Consider the following 17,316-nt stretch of genomic DNA (forward strand, 5'->3'; position numbering starts at 1 on the left):
GAACACCCGATCCGTCAGATCCGACATCAGCAACCGGAACTCCGCGGGACTGCGGGTCTTGCCTGGTTCACCAGGAAACAGCGAGTCACCGGTGAACAGATGCCCACCGTCATCGTGCCGCCAGGCCAGCGCCACTGACCCCGGGGGTGTGCCCGCGCAGCGCTATCACCTGCAACTCCAGCGTGCCGACCGCGAGTCGCTCGCCGTGTCGCGGGGGATGGGGAGCGGGACACCAGCGCCCTCCGCACCCGCCCACGCCCGGGCACCGGTGGACAGGCCGCGGATCATCGCCGCATCCCGGTGGCGAGGTCGTGCTGATGCACCGCCCGGACGAAGGCCAGGTGGGAGAGCGCCTGCGGCACATTGCCGATCATCCGTCCGGTGCTCGGGTCGAACTCCTCGGCCAACAGACCGAGGTCGGTGGCGATGTGGGTCAGGGTGCCGAGCACGAGTTCGGCTCCGTCGACATCTCCGGCTCTGGCCAGGGCGTCGGCGAGCCAGCCGGAGCAGGCCAGGAACGGGTGCTCGGTGCCCGGCAGGCCGTCGTCGGCGCATGCCGTGCGATAGCGCAGCAGCAACCCCGGGGCCACCTCCAACTCGGCACGGATCGCGGCTACGGTGCCGCGCATCCGGGGATCGTCCGCCGGGAGGAACCCGACCTGGCTCAGCTGCAACAGGGCGGCATCGGTGTGCCTGGCCCCCGCCGACTGCACAAAGGTGCCGAGTTCCGCATTCCATCCCCAGTCCATGACCTCCGCACGGATGCGGTCCCGGACCTGTGTCCACCGGTCCACCGGACCGGGAAGGCCGTGGTCGGTCACCGCCGCCACCACGCGGTCCAGCGCGGCCCATGCCATCACCGCGGAGTGGGTGAACCGCCGTGGTGCCCCCCGGACCTCCCAGATCCCCCGGTCCGACTGGTCCCAGGTCGCGATCAACGCCTCGACCAGATGCACCTGCAGGGACCAGGAATCGGGGCTCTCCGGAATGCCGCAATCGCGGGCCAGAGCAAGGGCGCACATCACCTCGCCCAGCACGTCGTTCTGTACCTGTCCGACGGCAGCATTCCCCACCCGGACCGGCGTCGACCCGGCATAGCCCGGCAGGTGACTCAGCTCGCGTTCGGCCAGATCCCGTCGACCGTCCACCCCGTAGACGATCTGCAGATCCGCGGGGTCACCGGCCACCGCGCGCAGCAACCACTGCCGCCAGGCCTGGGCCTCCTCGCGGTAGCCGTGCTCGAGGAGTGCGTGCAGCGTCATCGCCGCATCGCGCAGCCAGCAGAACCGGTAGTCCCAGTTGCGCACACCACCGGGGTCCTCGGGCAGTGACGTGGTGGCCGCTGCGACGATCCCGCCGGTGTCCCGGTCGGTCAGCAGACGCAGCACCAACAACGAGCGGACCACCTCCTCCCGGTATGACCCCCGGTAGTGGCTGCGGCGCGCCCACTGGCCCCACGCGTCCTGGGCGGCCCGCACCTCACCATGGCCGTCGGCGGGCGGTGGGATGGCCTGCCAGGACGGCGTCCAGAGCAGGGACCAGCGCAGCTCATCGCCCGCTACCGCGGTGAACTCATCCCGGTGCGCGTGCTGACCGCTTTCGGTCACCGGGTGCGGCAATCGGTCACCGCGCAGCAGCAGACGATCCGGTCCGGCCACGGCCTGCACCGCTGCGCCGTTCCCGTCCTGCACTCGATGCACCCAGGGCAGCACGGCACCGTAACCCGGGCGCACCACCCACTCGTGCGAGACCCGGACGTGCCCGGCGGTGACCCGCAGCTCCCGCACGATCTCCGCACCATCCTCCCGTGCGGGCATGGCATCGATGAGCACGGCAACTCCGGTCGGTGTCCGCACCGTGGTCTCCAGCACGAAAGAGTCGCCGAGCCAGCGTCGGGTGCGCTCGATGGCGTCCGGAACGGTCAGCGACCAGTGGCCGTGCTCCGGCCCGCCGAGCAGCGCCGCGAAGCACGCCGGGGAGTCGAATCGAGGCGGGCACCACCAGTCCACGGAGCCCGTACGGGACAGCAGCGCCGCCGTGCGACCGTCGCCGAGCACCGCGTAGTCACCGATCGGGATGGGTCCTGATCCGGAGGGCATGCGCTCATCCTGCCCAGAACACGGCCACGCGTCCGCCCGAAACAGGCCGGATGTGCCGCGTCGTGGTGGTCAGCAGATCAGCTGCACCAGCCACCGCCCTCCTGGCGGCCGCCACAGGTGTCCCCGAACTCCTCGTACTCCGATCCCACCGGGGAGTCGAAGTACAGGTCGTTGCACGCATCGCCGTCGCCGGCGTCGCAGGCACCCCACAGGGCATCGAGCTCAGGGTCGTCACCGTAGGCGTCCGCCTCGGTGGAGGCGTCGTCGGTGTCCCACGGGTCGACCAGCTGGCCGTTCTCGTCGATGTCATAGCGGTAGCAGGACCCGTACTGATTGCTGTCCGCTCGTTCGCCGCACGTGTTGCCGAAGTGCTCGTTGTCGCTGCCCGCGCCGGACATCAGGTAGAGCGAATCGCAGGAGTAGAGATCGCCGTCGGCGCACTCGGTGCGGTAGTTGTCCATGACGCTGTGGGCGGTGTTCCAAACGAACAGGGCGAACAGGCCCACAACGATCCAGCCGAGGATGCCCACGGCACCGAGCACCGTCCCGGCGATGGCGAATCCACGTCCGCCACGCCGCCCGGCCCCGGTGCGACGGAGGCCGATGATGCCGAGCACGAGGGCCACGGGACCGGTGCCGATGATGCCGGTGACCAGCGCGGCGATCGACACCCCGTCGGTGGTGTGACTGTGGGGCGGGGGATACGGCGCACCGACCGGCTGATAACCGGAGGCACCGGTGGGCGGCATACCGCCATAGGTCGCGCCGGTGTCGGCGTAGCCCGGTCCTGCCACGCCCGTGTACTGCGGTGCTGTTGCGTGCGGGTACCACGCGCCCGCACTCGGATACGGGGGTGGCGTCGGTTCGGCTGGATACAGCGACGGGATGTCGCCCGAGCGCCCCGGGACGCTGGGGTAGGGCGGGACGCTGTAGCCCGGGGGCGTGGCCGGACTGGGAACGTCGGGGACGCCCTCGCCAGCAGGCTCAGGACTCGTCGGGGTGGCGTCGTCGCTCATGCGCTCAGTGCTCCAGATCATCGCGAGGCCGGTCACGGCAGAACCGCTCTGACCTCGACCGTAGGGGGTCAGTCGGCCCGACCTGAGCCATCACAGAACAGCGGCCCCGGAGTTGAGTAGGTCTATCCGGATCGCTGGTGGTGTCGATCCCCGGTGTGAGTGCGTCTGATCGGTGGTGGCCGGTGCCCAGACGCCAGGACGCGCCCCTCCTGGTGGGAAGGGCGCGCCCTGGGTCACGCAATCAGAACAATCAGAAGGAGCAGTACTCCCCGGTGCTCGCCTCCTGGCGACCGCCACAGGTGTCACCGAAGCTCTCGTACTCCGAGCCCGACGGCGCCACCATGTACAGCGTGTCGCAGGAGCTGTCGTCCCCGGCCTCGCACTCGTCCCAGTAACCGTCGAGGACCGCGTTGTCCCCGTAGGTCTCGGCGTCGAGGATGCCGGCGTAGTCGCTGAGATCGGTGCTGTCGTCCAGGTCGTCAGCGGTGTCATCGCTGCCGAGGTCGGTGCCCAGGTCGCCGAAGTCCAGCGGGTCGACGAGCTCGCCGTTCTCGACCTGATACCAGGAGCAGGTGCCGGGGGTGATGTCGAGGTCGCTGCTGCCGGTCCGGTCGCCGCAGGTCGCTCCGAACTCCTCGTCGGCGTTGGTGGCGTCCGCGCGCAGGTACAGCACGTCGCAGGAGGACATCTCGCCGGACGCGCATTCGTCGCGGAGCTCGGCTCGTTCGTTACTCAGTGCCGTGGAGGCGGCGATCGCGATGATGATGACGATCGTCCAGACGACGGTGGTCACCGCACCGAGGATGATGCCTGCGATCGCCATACCGCGTCCGCCGCGCTCGCCGTTCTTGGTGCGGCGCAGACCGAGGATGCCGAGCACGATTGCGATCAGCGAGCCGCCGATCAGACCGACGACGAGGGCTGCGATGGACATGCCGTCGGTCGGCCGCTTGGCAGGGGGCTGGAACGGCTGCGTGGGCATTCCGGGTGCCGGGTACTGGCTCGCGCCGGAGAACTGCGGGGCCTGTCCAGCAGTGGGGCTGCCCGTGGGAGCGCCGCCGTACTGCGGTGCCGTCGCGCCGGACGGGGCGGGCGCGGGGCTGCCCGGGTACTGCGAGGCCGGCGCGCCGGTGCCGTAGCCAGGGGCCGGGGCGTCGGAGCCATAGCTCGGGGCGGGAGTGTCCGCGCCGAAGCGGGGTGCCGGGGTCGACTCCGCGCCGGGGTACTGCGGAGCGGTGGGCTCCTGCGGTGTCCCGCCGCCGTACGGATCAGGGGTCGTCGGGGTGGCGTCGTTGCTCATGCGCGCAGGGGCTCCAGATCATCGGGATGCTGTCCGGGGCACTCCCGAACTCGACCGCACGGTAGCGACGACCAGCAACGACTCCGGCTCGCGTGGCCGCCTGGCCAGGCAATTGAGTACCCGACCGCCTAGCGGTAGGTGGCCCTGGCTCGGGGAACGGGCGTTAGCTGGGCGGCGGTGAGTGATCGTCTCCGCGGTTCCCCGTGACTGCAGGCTGCCAGTGAGTGAATGCGGCTCGCCGCGTCACCCGTGATGTCGTTCGAACGAGTGTGCGAATGTCGGTGCCGAGCCGTAGCATGCTCGGCGTGAACGATCGACTGGTGGTCCAGGGGGCCCGAGAGCACAACCTCCGCAACGTCGACCTGGACCTCCCGCGCGACAAGCTGGTGGTCTTCACCGGGCTGTCCGGGTCCGGCAAGTCGTCGTTGGCCTTCGACACCATCTTCGCCGAGGGGCAGCGACGCTATGTGGAGTCGTTGTCCGCCTATGCCCGGCAGTTCCTCGGACAGATGGACAAGCCGGACGTGGACTTCATCGAGGGGCTGTCCCCAGCGGTGTCGATCGACCAGAAGTCCACCAACCGCAATCCCCGGTCGACGGTCGGCACGATCACCGAGGTCTACGACTACCTGCGTCTGCTGTTCGCCCGGGCCGGCACCCAGCACTGCCCCGTCTGTGGTGAGCGGGTGACCGCGCAGACGCCGCAGCAGATCGTGGACCGGCTGTTGGAATTGCCCGAAGGCACCCGGTTCCAGGTCCTGGCCCCGGTGATCCGCGGACGTAAAGGGGAGTACGCGGAGCTGTTCGCCGACCTCCAGGCCAAGGGCTTCGCTCGGGTGCGGGTCGATGGTGAGGTCGTCCAACTCTCGTCCCCGCCGCAGCTGGAGAAGAAGCTCAAGCACGACATCGAGGTGGTCGTCGACCGCCTGGTCTCGCGCGAAGGCGTCCAGCGCCGCCTGACCGACTCGGTGGAGACCGCCCTGGGCCTGGCCGACGGGCTCCTGGTGATCGAGCTGGTCGACGCTGAGGCCGATGACCCGGAGCGGTTCCGGCGGTTCTCGGAGAAGCGTGCCTGCCCGAATGACCACCCGCTGTCGCTGGACGAGATCGAGCCGCGCACCTTCTCCTTCAATGCGCCCTACGGTGCCTGCCCGGAGTGCACGGGCATCGGCTCCCGACTGGAGGTCGACCCCGACCTGGTGGTGCCGGATGAGGACCTGTCGCTGGCCGAGGGTGCGGTCGCTCCGTGGCACCTGACCTCGTCGGAGTACTTCCAGCGGGTGCTGAGCGCGCTGGCCGATGACCTGGGCTTCTCGATGGACACCCCGTGGCGGGCGCTGCCACAGCGCGCGAAGGATGCCGTGCTGCACGGCAAGGACCACCAGGTGCACGTCAAGTACAAGAACCGGTGGGGGCGCGAGCGTCAGTACTCCACCGGGTTCGAGGGCGTCATCACTTTCCTGCACCGTCGGCACGAGGAGACCGAGTCCGACTGGTCGAAGGAGAAGTACGAGGCCTACATGCGGGAGGTGCCCTGCCCGGTCTGCGGTGGTGCGCGCCTCAAGCCGGAGGTGCTCGCGGTCAAGGTCGGTGGAATGTCCATCGCCGAGGTGACGAACCTCCCGGTGGGCGAGGCCCGCGACTTCTTGACCGGACTGCAACTCGGTGTGCGCGAGGCCCAGATCGCCGCACAGGTGATGAAGGAGATCGACGCCCGGCTGGGCTTCCTGCTGGACGTCGGACTGGACTACCTCAGCCTGTCGCGACCGGCCGGCACCCTGTCCGGCGGCGAGGCGCAGCGCATCCGCTTGGCGACCCAGATCGGGTCCGGACTGGTCGGCGTGCTCTATGTGCTCGATGAGCCGTCCATCGGCCTGCACCAGCGGGACAACCGCCGACTGATCGACACGTTGACCCGGCTGCGCGACCTCGGTAACACCCTGATCGTGGTCGAACACGACGAGGACACCATCCGCGCCGCCGACTGGATCGTCGACGTCGGCCCGGGGGCGGGGGAGCACGGCGGACGGGTCATCCACTCCGGTGACTACCAGGGCCTGCTGGACTCGCAGGAGTCCGTGACCGGCGCCTACCTGTCCGGGCGGCGCTCGATCCCGATGCCCGCCAGCCGACGCAAGCCGGACAGCAAGCGCCAGGTCAAGGTGATCGGTGCCAAGGAGAACAACCTCCGCAACATCGACGTGAGCTTCCCGCTCGGGGTGTTCACCGCGGTGACCGGGGTCTCCGGCTCCGGCAAGTCCACGCTGGTCAACTCGATCCTGTACACCGTGATGGCCAACGAGCTGAACCACGCCCGTCGGGTCGCCGGTCGACACAAGCGGATCACCGGGCTGGACCAGTTGGACAAGGTGGTGCACGTCGACCAGGCACCGATCGGCCGCACCCCACGGTCCAACCCGGCGACATACACCGGCGTCTGGGACCGGATCCGCAAGCTGTTCGCCGAGACCACCGAGGCCAAGGTGCGCGGCTACACCGCGGGCCGGTTCTCCTTCAACGTCAAGGGCGGGCGCTGCGAGGCCTGCTCCGGTGACGGCACGCTCAAGATCGAGATGAACTTCCTCCCGGATGTCTACGTCCCCTGCGAGGTCTGCCACGGTGCGCGGTACAACCGGGAGACCCTCGAGGTGCACTTCAAGGGCAAGACCGTCGCGGACGTCCTGGACATGCCGATCGAGGAGGCAGCGGAGTTCTTCGCCGCCGTTCCCGCGATCAGCCGCCACCTGAAGACGCTGGTGGACGTCGGTCTCGGCTACGTCCGTCTCGGGCAGCCCGCCACCACTCTCTCCGGCGGTGAGGCCCAGCGGGTGAAGCTGGCCACCGAACTCCAGCGCCGGTCCACCGGTCGCACCGTCTACGTGTTGGACGAGCCCACCACCGGTTTGCACTTCGAGGACATTCGCAAGTTGCTCGGCGTGCTGCAGTCACTGGTCGACAAGGGCAACACCGTGATCGTGATCGAGCACAACCTCGACGTGATCAAGAACGCCGACTGGCTGATCGACATGGGCCCGGAGGGCGGTTCGGGCGGTGGCATGGTCGTCGCTCAGGGCACCCCGGAGCACGTGGCCACTGTGGAGGCCAGCCACACCGGCCGGTTCCTGGCCGAGGTGCTGGAACAGAGTCAGGAATCCGTGAGCGCCTGACCCCGCACATGACAAGGGCCGCCCCGTTCTGTCCGAACGGGGCGGCCCTTGTGTGTGGCACCAGCGGCTACTGCCTGATCAGAACGAGCAGACACCCGGCTGAGCGCCGCGACCACCACAGCTCGCGGCGTGCGCGCGGTAGTTGCTGCCCTCAGCGGAGGTCAACCACAGCGTCATGCACGAGCTGTCCGCACCCTCCGCGCAGGAGTCCCACCACACGTCGAGCACCGAGTTGTCGCCATAGGTCTGGCTGGCCTCGGGAGTTCCGCCCATCGACGCCAGGTTCTTCACCAGCTGCAACCACTCTTCGTAGGACACCCCGGAGGTCGAGTCATAGGTGTCCAGCGCATCGGCCGAGTCCGAGGAACCACCGGTCGCGCCCAGATCGCTCTGGTACTGGCACAACCCCGACCCGTCCTCGGCGGTGGTGAGGTTGCCGCAGGTGGAGCTGAACTCCAGGTACTCGGAATCGTCCGGCGAATCGAACAGGGCCTCGTAGTACAGGTCGTCGCAGGCGGCCATGTCACCGGACTTGCACGAGTCGTACAGCGCGTCCATCTCGGCGTCGTCGCCGTAGGAGCTCGGCTTGTCGAGCTCGTTGCCCAGTGCGTAGCAGCTGCCGTGCTCGCTGCGGTCACCACGCCCGTTGCAGGTCTCGGCGAGAGTTTCTTCCTCGCTGCCGGGCTCAGCCCAGACGTACAGCGTGTCGCAGTCCATCATGTCCCCGGAGCGGCAGCCCTCGGCGTACTCGGCGGTGTACTCGTTGTTGAGGTCGGTGAGGCTCTGGTTCGCCTCCTCGATGGCGTTGTCCACGGTGTTCACCGCGGTGATCATCAGGATCGCGACGATGATCCAGCCGAGCATGCCCAGGCCACCGAGGACGGTGCCGGCGATGGCGAAGCCGCGGCCACCCTTCTGTCCCGGGCCGGTCCGCTTCAGTCCGATGATGCCGAGCACCAAGGCGACGGGACCGGTGCCCAGCACACCGGTGATCAGCGAGGCCAGCGCGACACCGTCGGTGCCATCGGAGGGGCCGGGGTAAGACCCGGGGGCACCCATCGGCGCGGACCACTGTGGCGGCTGTGACCCGGCTGCCGCGTCGGAGTACGTCGCGCCCGTATTGCTGGACATGCCCGGGGTGCTCGGGTCGCCGGACCCAGCGGGGGTGGTCGGGGCTGCCCCGGTCGCACCCGGGAAGGCGGACCCGGTGGGGGTCCCGGTCGCGTTCGGGTAGCTGGTGCCAGTGGAGCCCGAGTAGCCGACGCCCGCCCCGGTGGGTGACGGGTACTGAGGGGCGGTGGGCTCCGAGGCGGGCGGAGTCGACGGCGGCGGGTAGGCCGAGGCCGCGGGTGCCGAGAAGAGCGGCGCGGTCGGTGCCTCCGGTGCAGCGGGCGTCGGTGCCGTGGGCTCCGAGAACTGCGGCGCGCTCGGTGCCTGCGGTGTGGTGTTGGCCGACGGCGTCGGCGTCGGATCGTACGGCGGCGTGGGCGGCTGTGTGCCGCCGTCCTGCTCGGTCATCTGCGGAAGCGTCCCTTACATCCGGTTCCCCCACACCGGATCGGGCGCGGGCACGCGTCACGTTAGGGGCGTCGTGGCCCGAGGAGGTTCGGGTGAGTGCTGTGCTGCGATCGATGAGTGCAGAATCAGCGAATTGAGTGCTCCACCAGCGCGGGGATGGGTTCCACCAGCACCGGGAAGTTCACCGAGCGCGCGATGAAGCAGTGCTCATGTGCCCGCTCGTGCACACCCGCCAGGCGGGCGTCCAGCTCCGCACCGGGCAGCAGGTCGCCGCGCAATCGAACCCGCGGACGGAGCACCACCTCGGTGAACGCGCCGTGGCCGGCCGCCTCGACCCGCATGGTCCCGGTGGCCCGGTCCGCGTAGTCGACCACCACCAGGCCGTCAGCCCCGGCCAGGTGCAAGAACCACAGCATGTGGCACTGGGACAGCGAGGCGACCAGCAGATCCTCCGGCGTGTGCCGAGTCGGGTCGCCACGGAACGCGGCATCCGCCGATCCGCGCAGCACTGGTTTCCCCTCCACCCGCACGTCGTGGTCGCGGGTGTACGTGGTGTACCCGGTGGTGCCCTCGGTGCCGGCTCCGGTCCAGATGACGTCGACGTCGTAGCTGTGCAGCAGCCCCATGCCGACACGGTAGAGGGTGTCGTACGCCACCGCCCCCGAGGCGACCGGTGTCGGTGGGGCTGATTACCCTCGACGTCATGGCTGATCCCGCGACCTACCGTCCCGCGCCCGGGGAGATCCCGGACCAGCCCGGGGTGTACCGGTTCCGCGATGAGCACGGCCGGGTGATCTACGTCGGCAAGGCCAAGAGCCTGCGTCAGCGGCTGAACTCCTACTTCCAGGACGTCGCCGGGCTGCACCCCCGCACCCAGGCGATGGTCACCACCGCCGCCTCCGTGCAATGGACCGTGGTCGGCACGGAGGTCGAGTCTCTGGCGTTGGAGTACTCCTGGATCAAGGAGTACGACCCGCGGTTCAACGTGAAGTACCGGGACGACAAGTCCTACCCGTACCTGGCAGTGACGCTGGCCGAGCAGTTTCCCCGGGTGCAGGTGATGCGTGGTGCCAAACGGCCCGGCACGCGGTACTTCGGGCCCTACGCCCATGCCTGGGCGATCCGGGAGACCGTCGACCTGCTGTTGCGGGTCTTCCCGGTGCGCACCTGCTCGGCCGGAGTGTTCAAGCGCGCCGGACAGCAGGGTCGACCCTGCTTGTTGGGGTACATCGACAAGTGCTCGGCGCCCTGCGTCGGCCGGATCAGTCAAGAAGACCATCACGTCCTGGCTGAGGAGTTCGCCGACTTCATGGCCGGGGACACCGCCAAGTTCACCCGGCGGCTGACCGCACGGATGAAGGAGGCCGCCGCGGAGCTCGACTTCGAACGGGCCGCTCGGCTCCGGGACGATATCGCCGCCCTGGAACGCGCGACCGAGAAGAACGCCGTGGTGCTCTCCGACGGTACGGATGCGGACATCTTCGCCCTGGCCGGTGACGACTTGGAGGCCGCGGTGCAGGTCTTCCACGTGCGGGATGGCCGGATTCGGGGTCAGCGCGGCTGGGTGGTGGAAAAGGTCGAGGACGTCACCGACGCGCAGATGATCGAGCGTCTGCTCCAGCAGGTGTACGGCGAGGCTGAGCCCGGTGTCACCGGCACTGTCCCGCGCGAGGTGCTGGTTCCCACGCTGCCGGAGGACCTGGAGCAGGTGCAGACCTGGTTGACCGGTCTGCGTGGCTCCCGGGTACAGGTCCGGATCCCGCAGCGTGGCGACAAACGCGAGCTGGCGGCGACGGTGCAGAAGAACGCCGAGCACGCCCTCGCCCTGCACCGCACCCGTCGCGCTGGTGACCTGACCACCCGGTCGCAGGCGTTGCAGGAGATCCAGGAGGCATTGGGGCTGGAATCCGCACCGCTGCGGATCGAGTGCTACGACGTCTCGCACAACCAAGGCACGTACCAGGTGGCCTCGATGGTGGTCTTCGAGGACGGGCTGGCCCGCAAGAGCGAGTACCGGCAGTTCACCATCCGCGGTGCGGAGGGCGACGGTGCACGGGACGACACCGAGGCGATGCACGAGGTGATCACCCGACGCTTCCGCCGGTACCTGGCCGAGCGGGAGAAGGCCGACGACCTGGAGCTGGGCCTGGGGGAGGACCAGACCGCCGAGGCGCTGGCCGACGCCGACCTGGGTGCGGTGCGCTCCGGCCCGGTCGATCCCACCACCGGCAAGCCACAGCGCTTCGCGTACCCACCGAACCTGGTGGTGGTCGACGGTGGCCCGCCGCAGGTCGCCGCCGCGCAGCGAGCGTTGGACGAGCTGGGCATCGACGACGTGGCGCTGTGTGGTCTGGCCAAGCGCCTGGAGGAGGTCTGGGTGCCGCATGACGACTACCCGGTGATCCTGCAGCGTTCCTCAGAGGGGCTGTACCTGCTGCAGCGGCTCCGCGACGAGGCGCACAGGTTCGCGATCACCGCGCACCGCCGCAAGAGCTCCAAGGGGATGACCGCCTCGGTGCTGGACGACGTGCCGGGTCTGGGACCGTCCCGCGCCGCGGCGCTGTTGCAGCACTTCGGCTCGGTGAAGCGTCTGCGTGCGGCCAGCGTGGAGGAGGTTGCCGCTGTGCCCGGCATGGGACCCAAGACCGCCCAGACCGTAGTGGACGCGTTGGCGAGCCCGGCGACCGCGCCGGTGGGCACCACCCCGTCGGCATCGTGACCGGCGACTGGCATGCTGGACCCATGAGCGACGAGACCTCGCCGATCACCGTCCCGCACGGCATCCCCGCGATGGAGGCGGCCACGGCTGCCCCGCGTGTGACCGAACCGCACCTGATCATCATCACCGGCATGTCCGGGGCGGGCCGCTCCCGGGCGGGCGCGGTGCTGGAGGACATGGGCTGGTACGTCGTCGACAACCTGCCCGCCCAGATGCTGACCCACCTCGTGGGCATGCTCACTCACGGTGCCCCGCCCTCGGCGGACCTGCGTCTGGCCGCCATCGTGGATGTGCGTGGGCGCGAGTTCTTCCCGGACATCACCCAGGTGTTGGCGCAGCTGCGCGAATCTGGCGTCGACTACAAGATCTTGTTCCTGGATGCCTCGGACGAGGTGCTGGTCCGCCGCTATGAGCAGGTTCGCCGCCCGCACCCGTTGCAGGGCGATGGTCGGATCATGGATGGCATCACCGCCGAGCGCGACCTGCTGCAGGACATCCGGGAGCGCGCCGACCTGCTGATCGACTCTTCGGAGACCAACGTCCACGACCTGGCCCGTCTGGTTCGGGAGGCGGTGGCCGGCTCCGAGCAGGAGGAGCTGCGGATCAACGTCACCTCCTTCGGTTTCAAGTACGGCATTCCGTTGGACGCCGATCACGTGGTGGATGTCCGGTTCCTGGCCAACCCGTACTGGATCACCGAGCTGCGGCACATGTCTGGCCGGGACGCGCCGGTGCGTGACTATGTGCTCGGCCTGCCCGGCGCGCTGACCTTCGTCGACCGGTACGTCGACGCGTTGGAGCCGGTGCTGGCCGGGTACCTGGCGGAGGAGAAGCGCTACGTGACCATTGCGGTGGGCTGCACCGGCGGCAAGCACCGGTCGGTGGCGATCAGCGAGGCCATCGCGGAGCGGCTGCGCCAGCGCGGACAGCGGGTGACGGTCGCGGCCCGGGATCTGGGCAAGGAATGACCCCGGCGGCCTTCGTCGCGCTCGGCGGCGGCCACGGACTCAGTGCCACCCTGTCCGCGCTGCGCCGTCTGACCGACCGGATCACCGCGGTGGTGACCGTCGCCGACGACGGAGGCTCCTCCGGTCGGCTGCGCGACGAGTTGGATGTGCTGCCACCCGGGGATCTGCGGATGGCGCTGGCCGCGCTGTGCGAGGACTCCGACTGGGGACGCACCTGGCGTGACGTGCTCCAACATCGCTTCACCTCCGCCGGTGACCTGGATCAGCACGCGGTGGGCAACCTGCTGATCGTGGCGCTGTGGGAGCTGTTGGGGGACACCGTCGACGGCCTGGACTGGGTCGGTCGGCTGTTGGATGCCAAGGGCCGGGTGCTGCCGATGGCCGCGGTGCCGCTCGCCATCGAGGCGGATGTGGTGCACGCGGACGGGACGCACGGGGTGGTGCGCGGGCAGTCCAAGGTGGCGCTCACCACGGACCGGATCGCGCAGGTCCGGCTCACCCCGGAGCGCCCACCTGCGCTGGCCGAGTCGGTGGCGGCGGTGCGGGCGGCGGACTGGGTCGTGCTCGGTCCGGGCTCCTGGTACACCTCGGTGATCCCGCACCTGTTGGTGCCGGAGCTGGCGGACGCCCTGCTCACCACCCCCGCCCGCCGGATCGTCGTGATGAACCTGCAGTCCGAGTCGGAGACCGAGGGGATGGGGCCGTGCGAGCACTTGGACGCGCTCCGTCAGCACGCCCCTGACCTGCGGTTGGATGCGGTGATCGCTGACCCGCGTGCGGTCGAGGACGTCGACGAGCTTGCCGAGCGCACCGAGGGATTCGGGGGTCGACTGCTCCTGCGCCAGGTCCGGCGCGGCGACGGCACCCCCCAACATGACCCCCTACGGCTGGCCGCTGCCATCAGTGATGTGGTGCAGGACTACCTGGGTGACGTCGGAGCACCCGCAAGCCCTACCCCCACCGGTACCCATCCGGCCGCTGACACCTCGGGGGGAATGGCAAGATGACGCCCATGGCTCTGACGGCACAGGTGAAGGACGAACTCGCTCGTCTCCAGGTGGACAAGACCTCGTGCCGCAAGTCGGAGGTCGCCGCGATGCTCCGGTTCGCCGGGGGACTGCACATCATCTCCGGCCGGGTCGTGATCGAGGCCGAGTTGGACACCGCCGCCGCCGCGCGACGACTCCGGCTGGCGATCGCCGAGGTCTATGGGCACCAGTCCGAGTTGATCGTGGTCACCGGCGCGGGCATCCGCCGCGGGAACCGGTACGTGGTCCGGGTCGTCAAGGACGGTGAGTCCCTGGCCCGGCAGACCGGCCTGCTGGACAACCGGGGCCGTCCGGTCCGCGGTCTGCCTCCGCAGGTGGTCGCCGCCGGGATCGCGGAGGCCGAGGCCGCCTGGCGGGGGGCGTTCCTGGCGCACGGCTCCCTGACCGAGCCGGGTCGCTCGTCCTCGCTGGAGGTCACCTGCCCCGGCCCCGAGGCGGCGCTGGCGTTGGTGGGCGCGGCCCGTCGGATGCAGATTCCCGCCAAGGCCCGTGAGGTGCGGGGCATCGACCGGGTGGTGATCCGGGACGGGGACGCGATCTCCGCGATGCTCGCCCGGCTCGGTGCGCATGAGGCGCTGCTCATCTGGGAGGAGCGACGGGTGCGTCGCGAGGTCCGCGGCACCGCCAACCGCCTGGCGAACTTTGACGACGCGAACCTGCGCCGCTCCGCACGGGCCGCTGTGGCCGCCGGAGCACGGGTCGAGCGGGCGTTCGAGATCCTCGGCGCTGACGTGCCCGACCATCTGCGCCAGGCGGGGGAGCTCAGGCTGGCGCACAAGGAGGCGTCGCTGGAGGAGCTCGGCAAGCTGGCCGACCCGCAGCTGACCAAGGATGCGGTGGCCGGGCGGATCCGTCGCCTGCTCGCCACCGCCGACAAGCGCGCCCAGGAGCTCGGCATCCCGGACACCGAGGCCGGTCTCAGCCCCGATCTGCTGGACCTCTGAACCCGGATCGCCCGAACCGCACGACCCGTCGTCGCTGGCAGACCTTGGTCCCTGCACCACTGTCCGAGCGGGTATAGGCTTTGAACCATTCGGAGGCCTTGCTCCGGTCAAGAACAGATGACCGTGAGGTTTCCGACAGTCGCGTACACCGTCGTGCGCAGTCCATCACCGCTATACGTGTGTGCCGACACGGGTCGGCGCGTGCCGAGGAGGGCAAGTGACCATCAAGGTCGGTATCAACGGCTTCGGTCGTATTGGACGCAACTTCTACCGGGCGATCGTCGCGTCCGGTGCCGACATCGAGATCGTCGGCGTCAACGACCTGACGGACAACAAGACGCTGGCGCACCTGCTCAAGTACGACACCGTGCTGGGCCGCTTCCCGCTGAGCGTCGACTTCGATGACGAGAACATCATCGTCGACGGCAAGAAGATCCGTGCGCTGGCCGAGCGCGACCCGGCGAACCTGCCCTGGGCCGAGCTGGGTGCGGACATCGTCATCGAGTCCACCGGCTTCTTCACCGACGCCACCAAGGCCAAGGCGCACATCGACGCCGGTGCCAAGAAGGTCATCATCTCCGCTCCGGCGAAGAACGAGGACGCGACCTTCGTCGTCGGCGTGAACCACACCGACTACGACGCCGCGACGCAGCACATCATCTCCAACGCGTCCTGCACCACCAACTGCCTGGCCCCGGTGGCCAAGGCGCTGAACGACGCCATCGGCATCGAGCGTGGTCTGATGACCACCATCCACGCCTACACCGGTGACCAGAACCTGCAGGATGGCCCGCACCGCGACCTGCGTCGTGCCCGTGCCGCCGCGCAGAACATCGTCCCCACCACGACCGGTGCCGCCAAGGCCGTCGCGCTCGTGCTGCCGGAGCTGAAGGGCAAGCTGGACGGCTTCGCGCTGCGCGTGCCGACCATCACCGGCTCGGCCACCGACCTGACCTTCACCGCCTCGCGTGAGGTCACGGTCGAGGAGGTCAACGCTGCGGTCAAGGCTGCCGCCGAGGGCCCGATGAAGGGCACCCTGTCCTACGTCGAGGACGAGATCGTCTCCTCGGACATCGTGACCGACCCGCACCAGTCGATCTTCGACTCCAAGCTCACCAAGGTGATGGGCGACCAGGTCAAGATCATCGCTTGGTACGACAACGAGTGGGGCTACTCCTCCTCGCTGGTCAAGCTGACCGAGTACGTGGGCGAGCGTCTCTGACGCACCCCCTCAGGTCGAACAGCATGCGTCCGCGGATGCCGGGTCATCACGGCCCGGTGTCCGCGGACGCGGCATGTCCGGCCCTGTTCTGAACCACGCACGGCACCTCCCCCTAGGAGTAGCAGCATGAAGACCATCGACGACCTGGGCGACCTGCGCGGCAAGCGCGTCCTCGTCCGCTCCGACTTCAACGTCCCGCTGGACGGCACCACCATCACCGACGACGGCCGAATCCGTGCCGCGCTGCCGACCCTCAAGCGCCTCCTCGACTCCGGCGCGAAGGTCATTGTCACCGCGCACCTTGGTCGCCCGAAGGGCACGCCGGACGCCAAGTACTCGCTCGCCCCGGTCGCCGCCCGTCTGGGTGAGCTGCTCGGCCAGGACGTCGCCCTCGCCGGTGACGTGGTCGGCGAGTCCGCCAAGGCCACCGTCGCCGCGCTGCAGGACGGACAGATCGCGCTGCTGGAGAACATCCGCTTCGACGCGCGGGAGACCTCTAAGGACGAGGCCGAGCGCGGTGCGCTGGCCGACGAGCTCGCTGCGCTGGCCGACGCCTTCGTCTCCGACGGCTTCGGCGTCGTGCACCGCAAGCAGGCCTCGGTCTACGACGTGGCGCTGCGCCTGCCGCACGCCGCCGGTCAGCTGGTGCTGACCGAGGTCGAGGCGCTGCGCAAGGCCGTCGAGGACCCGGAGCGCCCCTATGTGGTCGTGCTTGGTGGGGCCAAGGTCTCCGACAAGCTGGGCGTGATCGGCAACCTGATCACCAAGGCCGACAAGCTGCTCATCGGCGGCGGCATGATGTTCACCTTCCTCAAGGCCCAGGGCCACGAGGTCGGCTCCTCGCTGCTGGAGCAGGACCAGGTCGACACCGTGAAGGGCTACCTCGCGCAGGCGAAGGAGGCCGGCGTCGAGATCGTGCTGCCGGTCGACACCCTGGTCGCGCCGGAGTTCGGCTCGGACGACTACGAGGTCGTGGCGGTCGACGCGATCCCGGCCGACAAGATGGGTCTCGACATCGGCCCCAAGTCCGGCCAGCTGTTCCGTGAGGCCATCCTGGGCGCGAAGACCATCGCCTGGAACGGCCCCATGGGCGTGTTCGAGCGTCCGGCCTACGCCGAGGGCACCAAGGCCGTCGCGCAGGCACTGGTCGACACCGAGGGCTTCTCCATCGTCGGCGGTGGCGACTCCGCCGCGGCGGTTCGGCTGCTCGGCTTCGACGAGGCCGGCTTCGGCCACATCTCCACCGGTGGCGGCGCGTCGCTGGAGCTCCTGGAGGGCAAGACCCTCCCCGGCATCGCTGTCCTGGAGGACTGA

12 protein-coding genes are annotated in these 17,316 nt (G+C 69.3%); 7 read left to right on the forward strand and 5 right to left on the reverse strand.

Annotated elements, in window-relative coordinates:
• Positions 1 to 284: 284 nt before the first annotated feature.
• The 3 genes from AB0N78_RS00735 to AB0N78_RS00745 form a co-directional block, all read right to left on the reverse strand.
• Positions 285 to 2,099: a glycoside hydrolase family 15 protein gene (locus tag AB0N78_RS00735; protein WP_363384502.1), complete on the reverse strand. Its 1,815-nt coding sequence runs from the start codon at positions 2,097 to 2,099 to the stop codon at positions 285 to 287.
• A 77-nt stretch (positions 2,100 to 2,176) separates the two neighbouring features.
• Positions 2,177 to 2,893 (reverse strand): DUF4190 domain-containing protein, encoded by a 717-nt coding sequence (locus AB0N78_RS00740; protein ID WP_363384505.1) that lies wholly within the window; start codon positions 2,891 to 2,893, stop codon positions 2,177 to 2,179.
• A gap of 472 nt (positions 2,894 to 3,365) precedes the next feature.
• Positions 3,366 to 4,415 (reverse strand): DUF4190 domain-containing protein, encoded by a 1,050-nt coding sequence (locus AB0N78_RS00745; RefSeq protein ID WP_363384508.1) that lies wholly within the window; start codon positions 4,413 to 4,415, stop codon positions 3,366 to 3,368.
• Between the two features lie 305 nt (positions 4,416 to 4,720).
• Between AB0N78_RS00745 and uvrA the strand changes: the two genes are divergently transcribed.
• The gene (gene uvrA / locus AB0N78_RS00750) at positions 4,721 to 7,582 is read left to right on the forward strand and encodes an excinuclease ABC subunit UvrA (RefSeq protein WP_363384511.1); all 2,862 of its coding nucleotides are present in this window, start codon (positions 4,721 to 4,723) and stop codon (positions 7,580 to 7,582) included.
• A 78-nt stretch (positions 7,583 to 7,660) separates the two neighbouring features.
• Here uvrA and AB0N78_RS00755 read toward each other — a convergent pair whose 3' ends face one another.
• Both AB0N78_RS00755 and AB0N78_RS00760 read right to left on the reverse strand, forming a co-directional pair.
• Positions 7,661 to 9,100 carry a DUF4190 domain-containing protein gene (locus tag AB0N78_RS00755; protein WP_363384514.1) on the reverse strand — a complete coding sequence of 480 codons (1,440 nt, stop codon included), beginning with the start codon at positions 9,098 to 9,100 and terminating at the stop codon, positions 7,661 to 7,663.
• A gap of 125 nt (positions 9,101 to 9,225) precedes the next feature.
• Complete coding sequence (locus AB0N78_RS00760) at positions 9,226 to 9,726, reverse strand: OsmC family protein (protein WP_363384517.1); 501 nt, start codon at positions 9,724 to 9,726, stop codon at positions 9,226 to 9,228.
• 77 nt (positions 9,727 to 9,803) lie between these two features.
• On the opposite strand from AB0N78_RS00760, the gene uvrC reads away from it, so the two are divergent.
• From uvrC to AB0N78_RS00790, 6 genes are all read left to right on the forward strand, one after another.
• Positions 9,804 to 11,819, forward strand: coding sequence for an excinuclease ABC subunit UvrC (gene uvrC, locus AB0N78_RS00765; protein ID WP_363384520.1), 2,016 nt, complete (start codon positions 9,804 to 9,806; stop codon positions 11,817 to 11,819).
• A gap of 23 nt (positions 11,820 to 11,842) precedes the next feature.
• On the forward strand, positions 11,843 to 12,787 hold the full coding sequence (gene rapZ / locus AB0N78_RS00770; RefSeq protein ID WP_363384523.1) for an RNase adapter RapZ: 945 nt from the start codon (positions 11,843 to 11,845) through the stop codon (positions 12,785 to 12,787).
• The gene (gene yvcK / locus AB0N78_RS00775; protein ID WP_363384526.1) at positions 12,784 to 13,794 is read left to right on the forward strand and encodes a uridine diphosphate-N-acetylglucosamine-binding protein YvcK; all 1,011 of its coding nucleotides are present in this window, start codon (positions 12,784 to 12,786) and stop codon (positions 13,792 to 13,794) included. The genes rapZ and yvcK overlap by 4 nt, the downstream gene beginning before the upstream one ends.
• A 5-nt stretch (positions 13,795 to 13,799) precedes the next feature.
• Positions 13,800 to 14,780: a DNA-binding protein WhiA gene (whiA, locus tag AB0N78_RS00780; protein WP_363384529.1), complete on the forward strand. Its 981-nt coding sequence runs from the start codon at positions 13,800 to 13,802 to the stop codon at positions 14,778 to 14,780.
• A gap of 217 nt (positions 14,781 to 14,997) precedes the next feature.
• The gene (gene gap / locus AB0N78_RS00785; RefSeq protein WP_363384531.1) at positions 14,998 to 16,002 is read left to right on the forward strand and encodes a type I glyceraldehyde-3-phosphate dehydrogenase; all 1,005 of its coding nucleotides are present in this window, start codon (positions 14,998 to 15,000) and stop codon (positions 16,000 to 16,002) included.
• 126 nt (positions 16,003 to 16,128) lie between these two features.
• Positions 16,129 to 17,316, forward strand: coding sequence for a phosphoglycerate kinase (locus AB0N78_RS00790; RefSeq protein WP_363384534.1), 1,188 nt, complete (start codon positions 16,129 to 16,131; stop codon positions 17,314 to 17,316).

It is taken from the genome of Cellulomonas sp. NPDC089187 (assembly GCF_040685135.1).
In the GTDB taxonomy this organism is placed as follows: domain Bacteria; phylum Actinomycetota; class Actinomycetes; order Actinomycetales; family Cellulomonadaceae; genus Cellulomonas.

Excerpts from the sequence above, each read along its gene's own strand:
- AB0N78_RS00735 (WP_363384502.1), bottom strand. The coding sequence starts at position 2,099 with ATGCCCTCCGGATCAGGACCCATCCCGATCGGTGACTACGCGGTGCTC.
- AB0N78_RS00745 (WP_363384508.1), bottom strand. The coding sequence starts at position 4,415 with ATGAGCAACGACGCCACCCCGACGACCCCTGATCCGTACGGCGGCGGG.
- AB0N78_RS00755 (WP_363384514.1), bottom strand. The coding sequence starts at position 9,100 with ATGACCGAGCAGGACGGCGGCACACAGCCGCCCACGCCGCCGTACGAT.
- AB0N78_RS00760 (WP_363384517.1), bottom strand. The coding sequence starts at position 9,726 with ATGGGGCTGCTGCACAGCTACGACGTCGACGTCATCTGGACCGGAGCC.
- uvrC (WP_363384520.1), top strand. The coding sequence starts at position 9,804 with ATGGCTGATCCCGCGACCTACCGTCCCGCGCCCGGGGAGATCCCGGAC.
- rapZ (WP_363384523.1), top strand. The coding sequence starts at position 11,843 with ATGAGCGACGAGACCTCGCCGATCACCGTCCCGCACGGCATCCCCGCG.
- yvcK (WP_363384526.1), top strand. The coding sequence starts at position 12,784 with ATGACCCCGGCGGCCTTCGTCGCGCTCGGCGGCGGCCACGGACTCAGT.
- whiA (WP_363384529.1), top strand. The coding sequence starts at position 13,800 with ATGGCTCTGACGGCACAGGTGAAGGACGAACTCGCTCGTCTCCAGGTG.
- AB0N78_RS00790 (WP_363384534.1), top strand. The coding sequence starts at position 16,129 with ATGAAGACCATCGACGACCTGGGCGACCTGCGCGGCAAGCGCGTCCTC.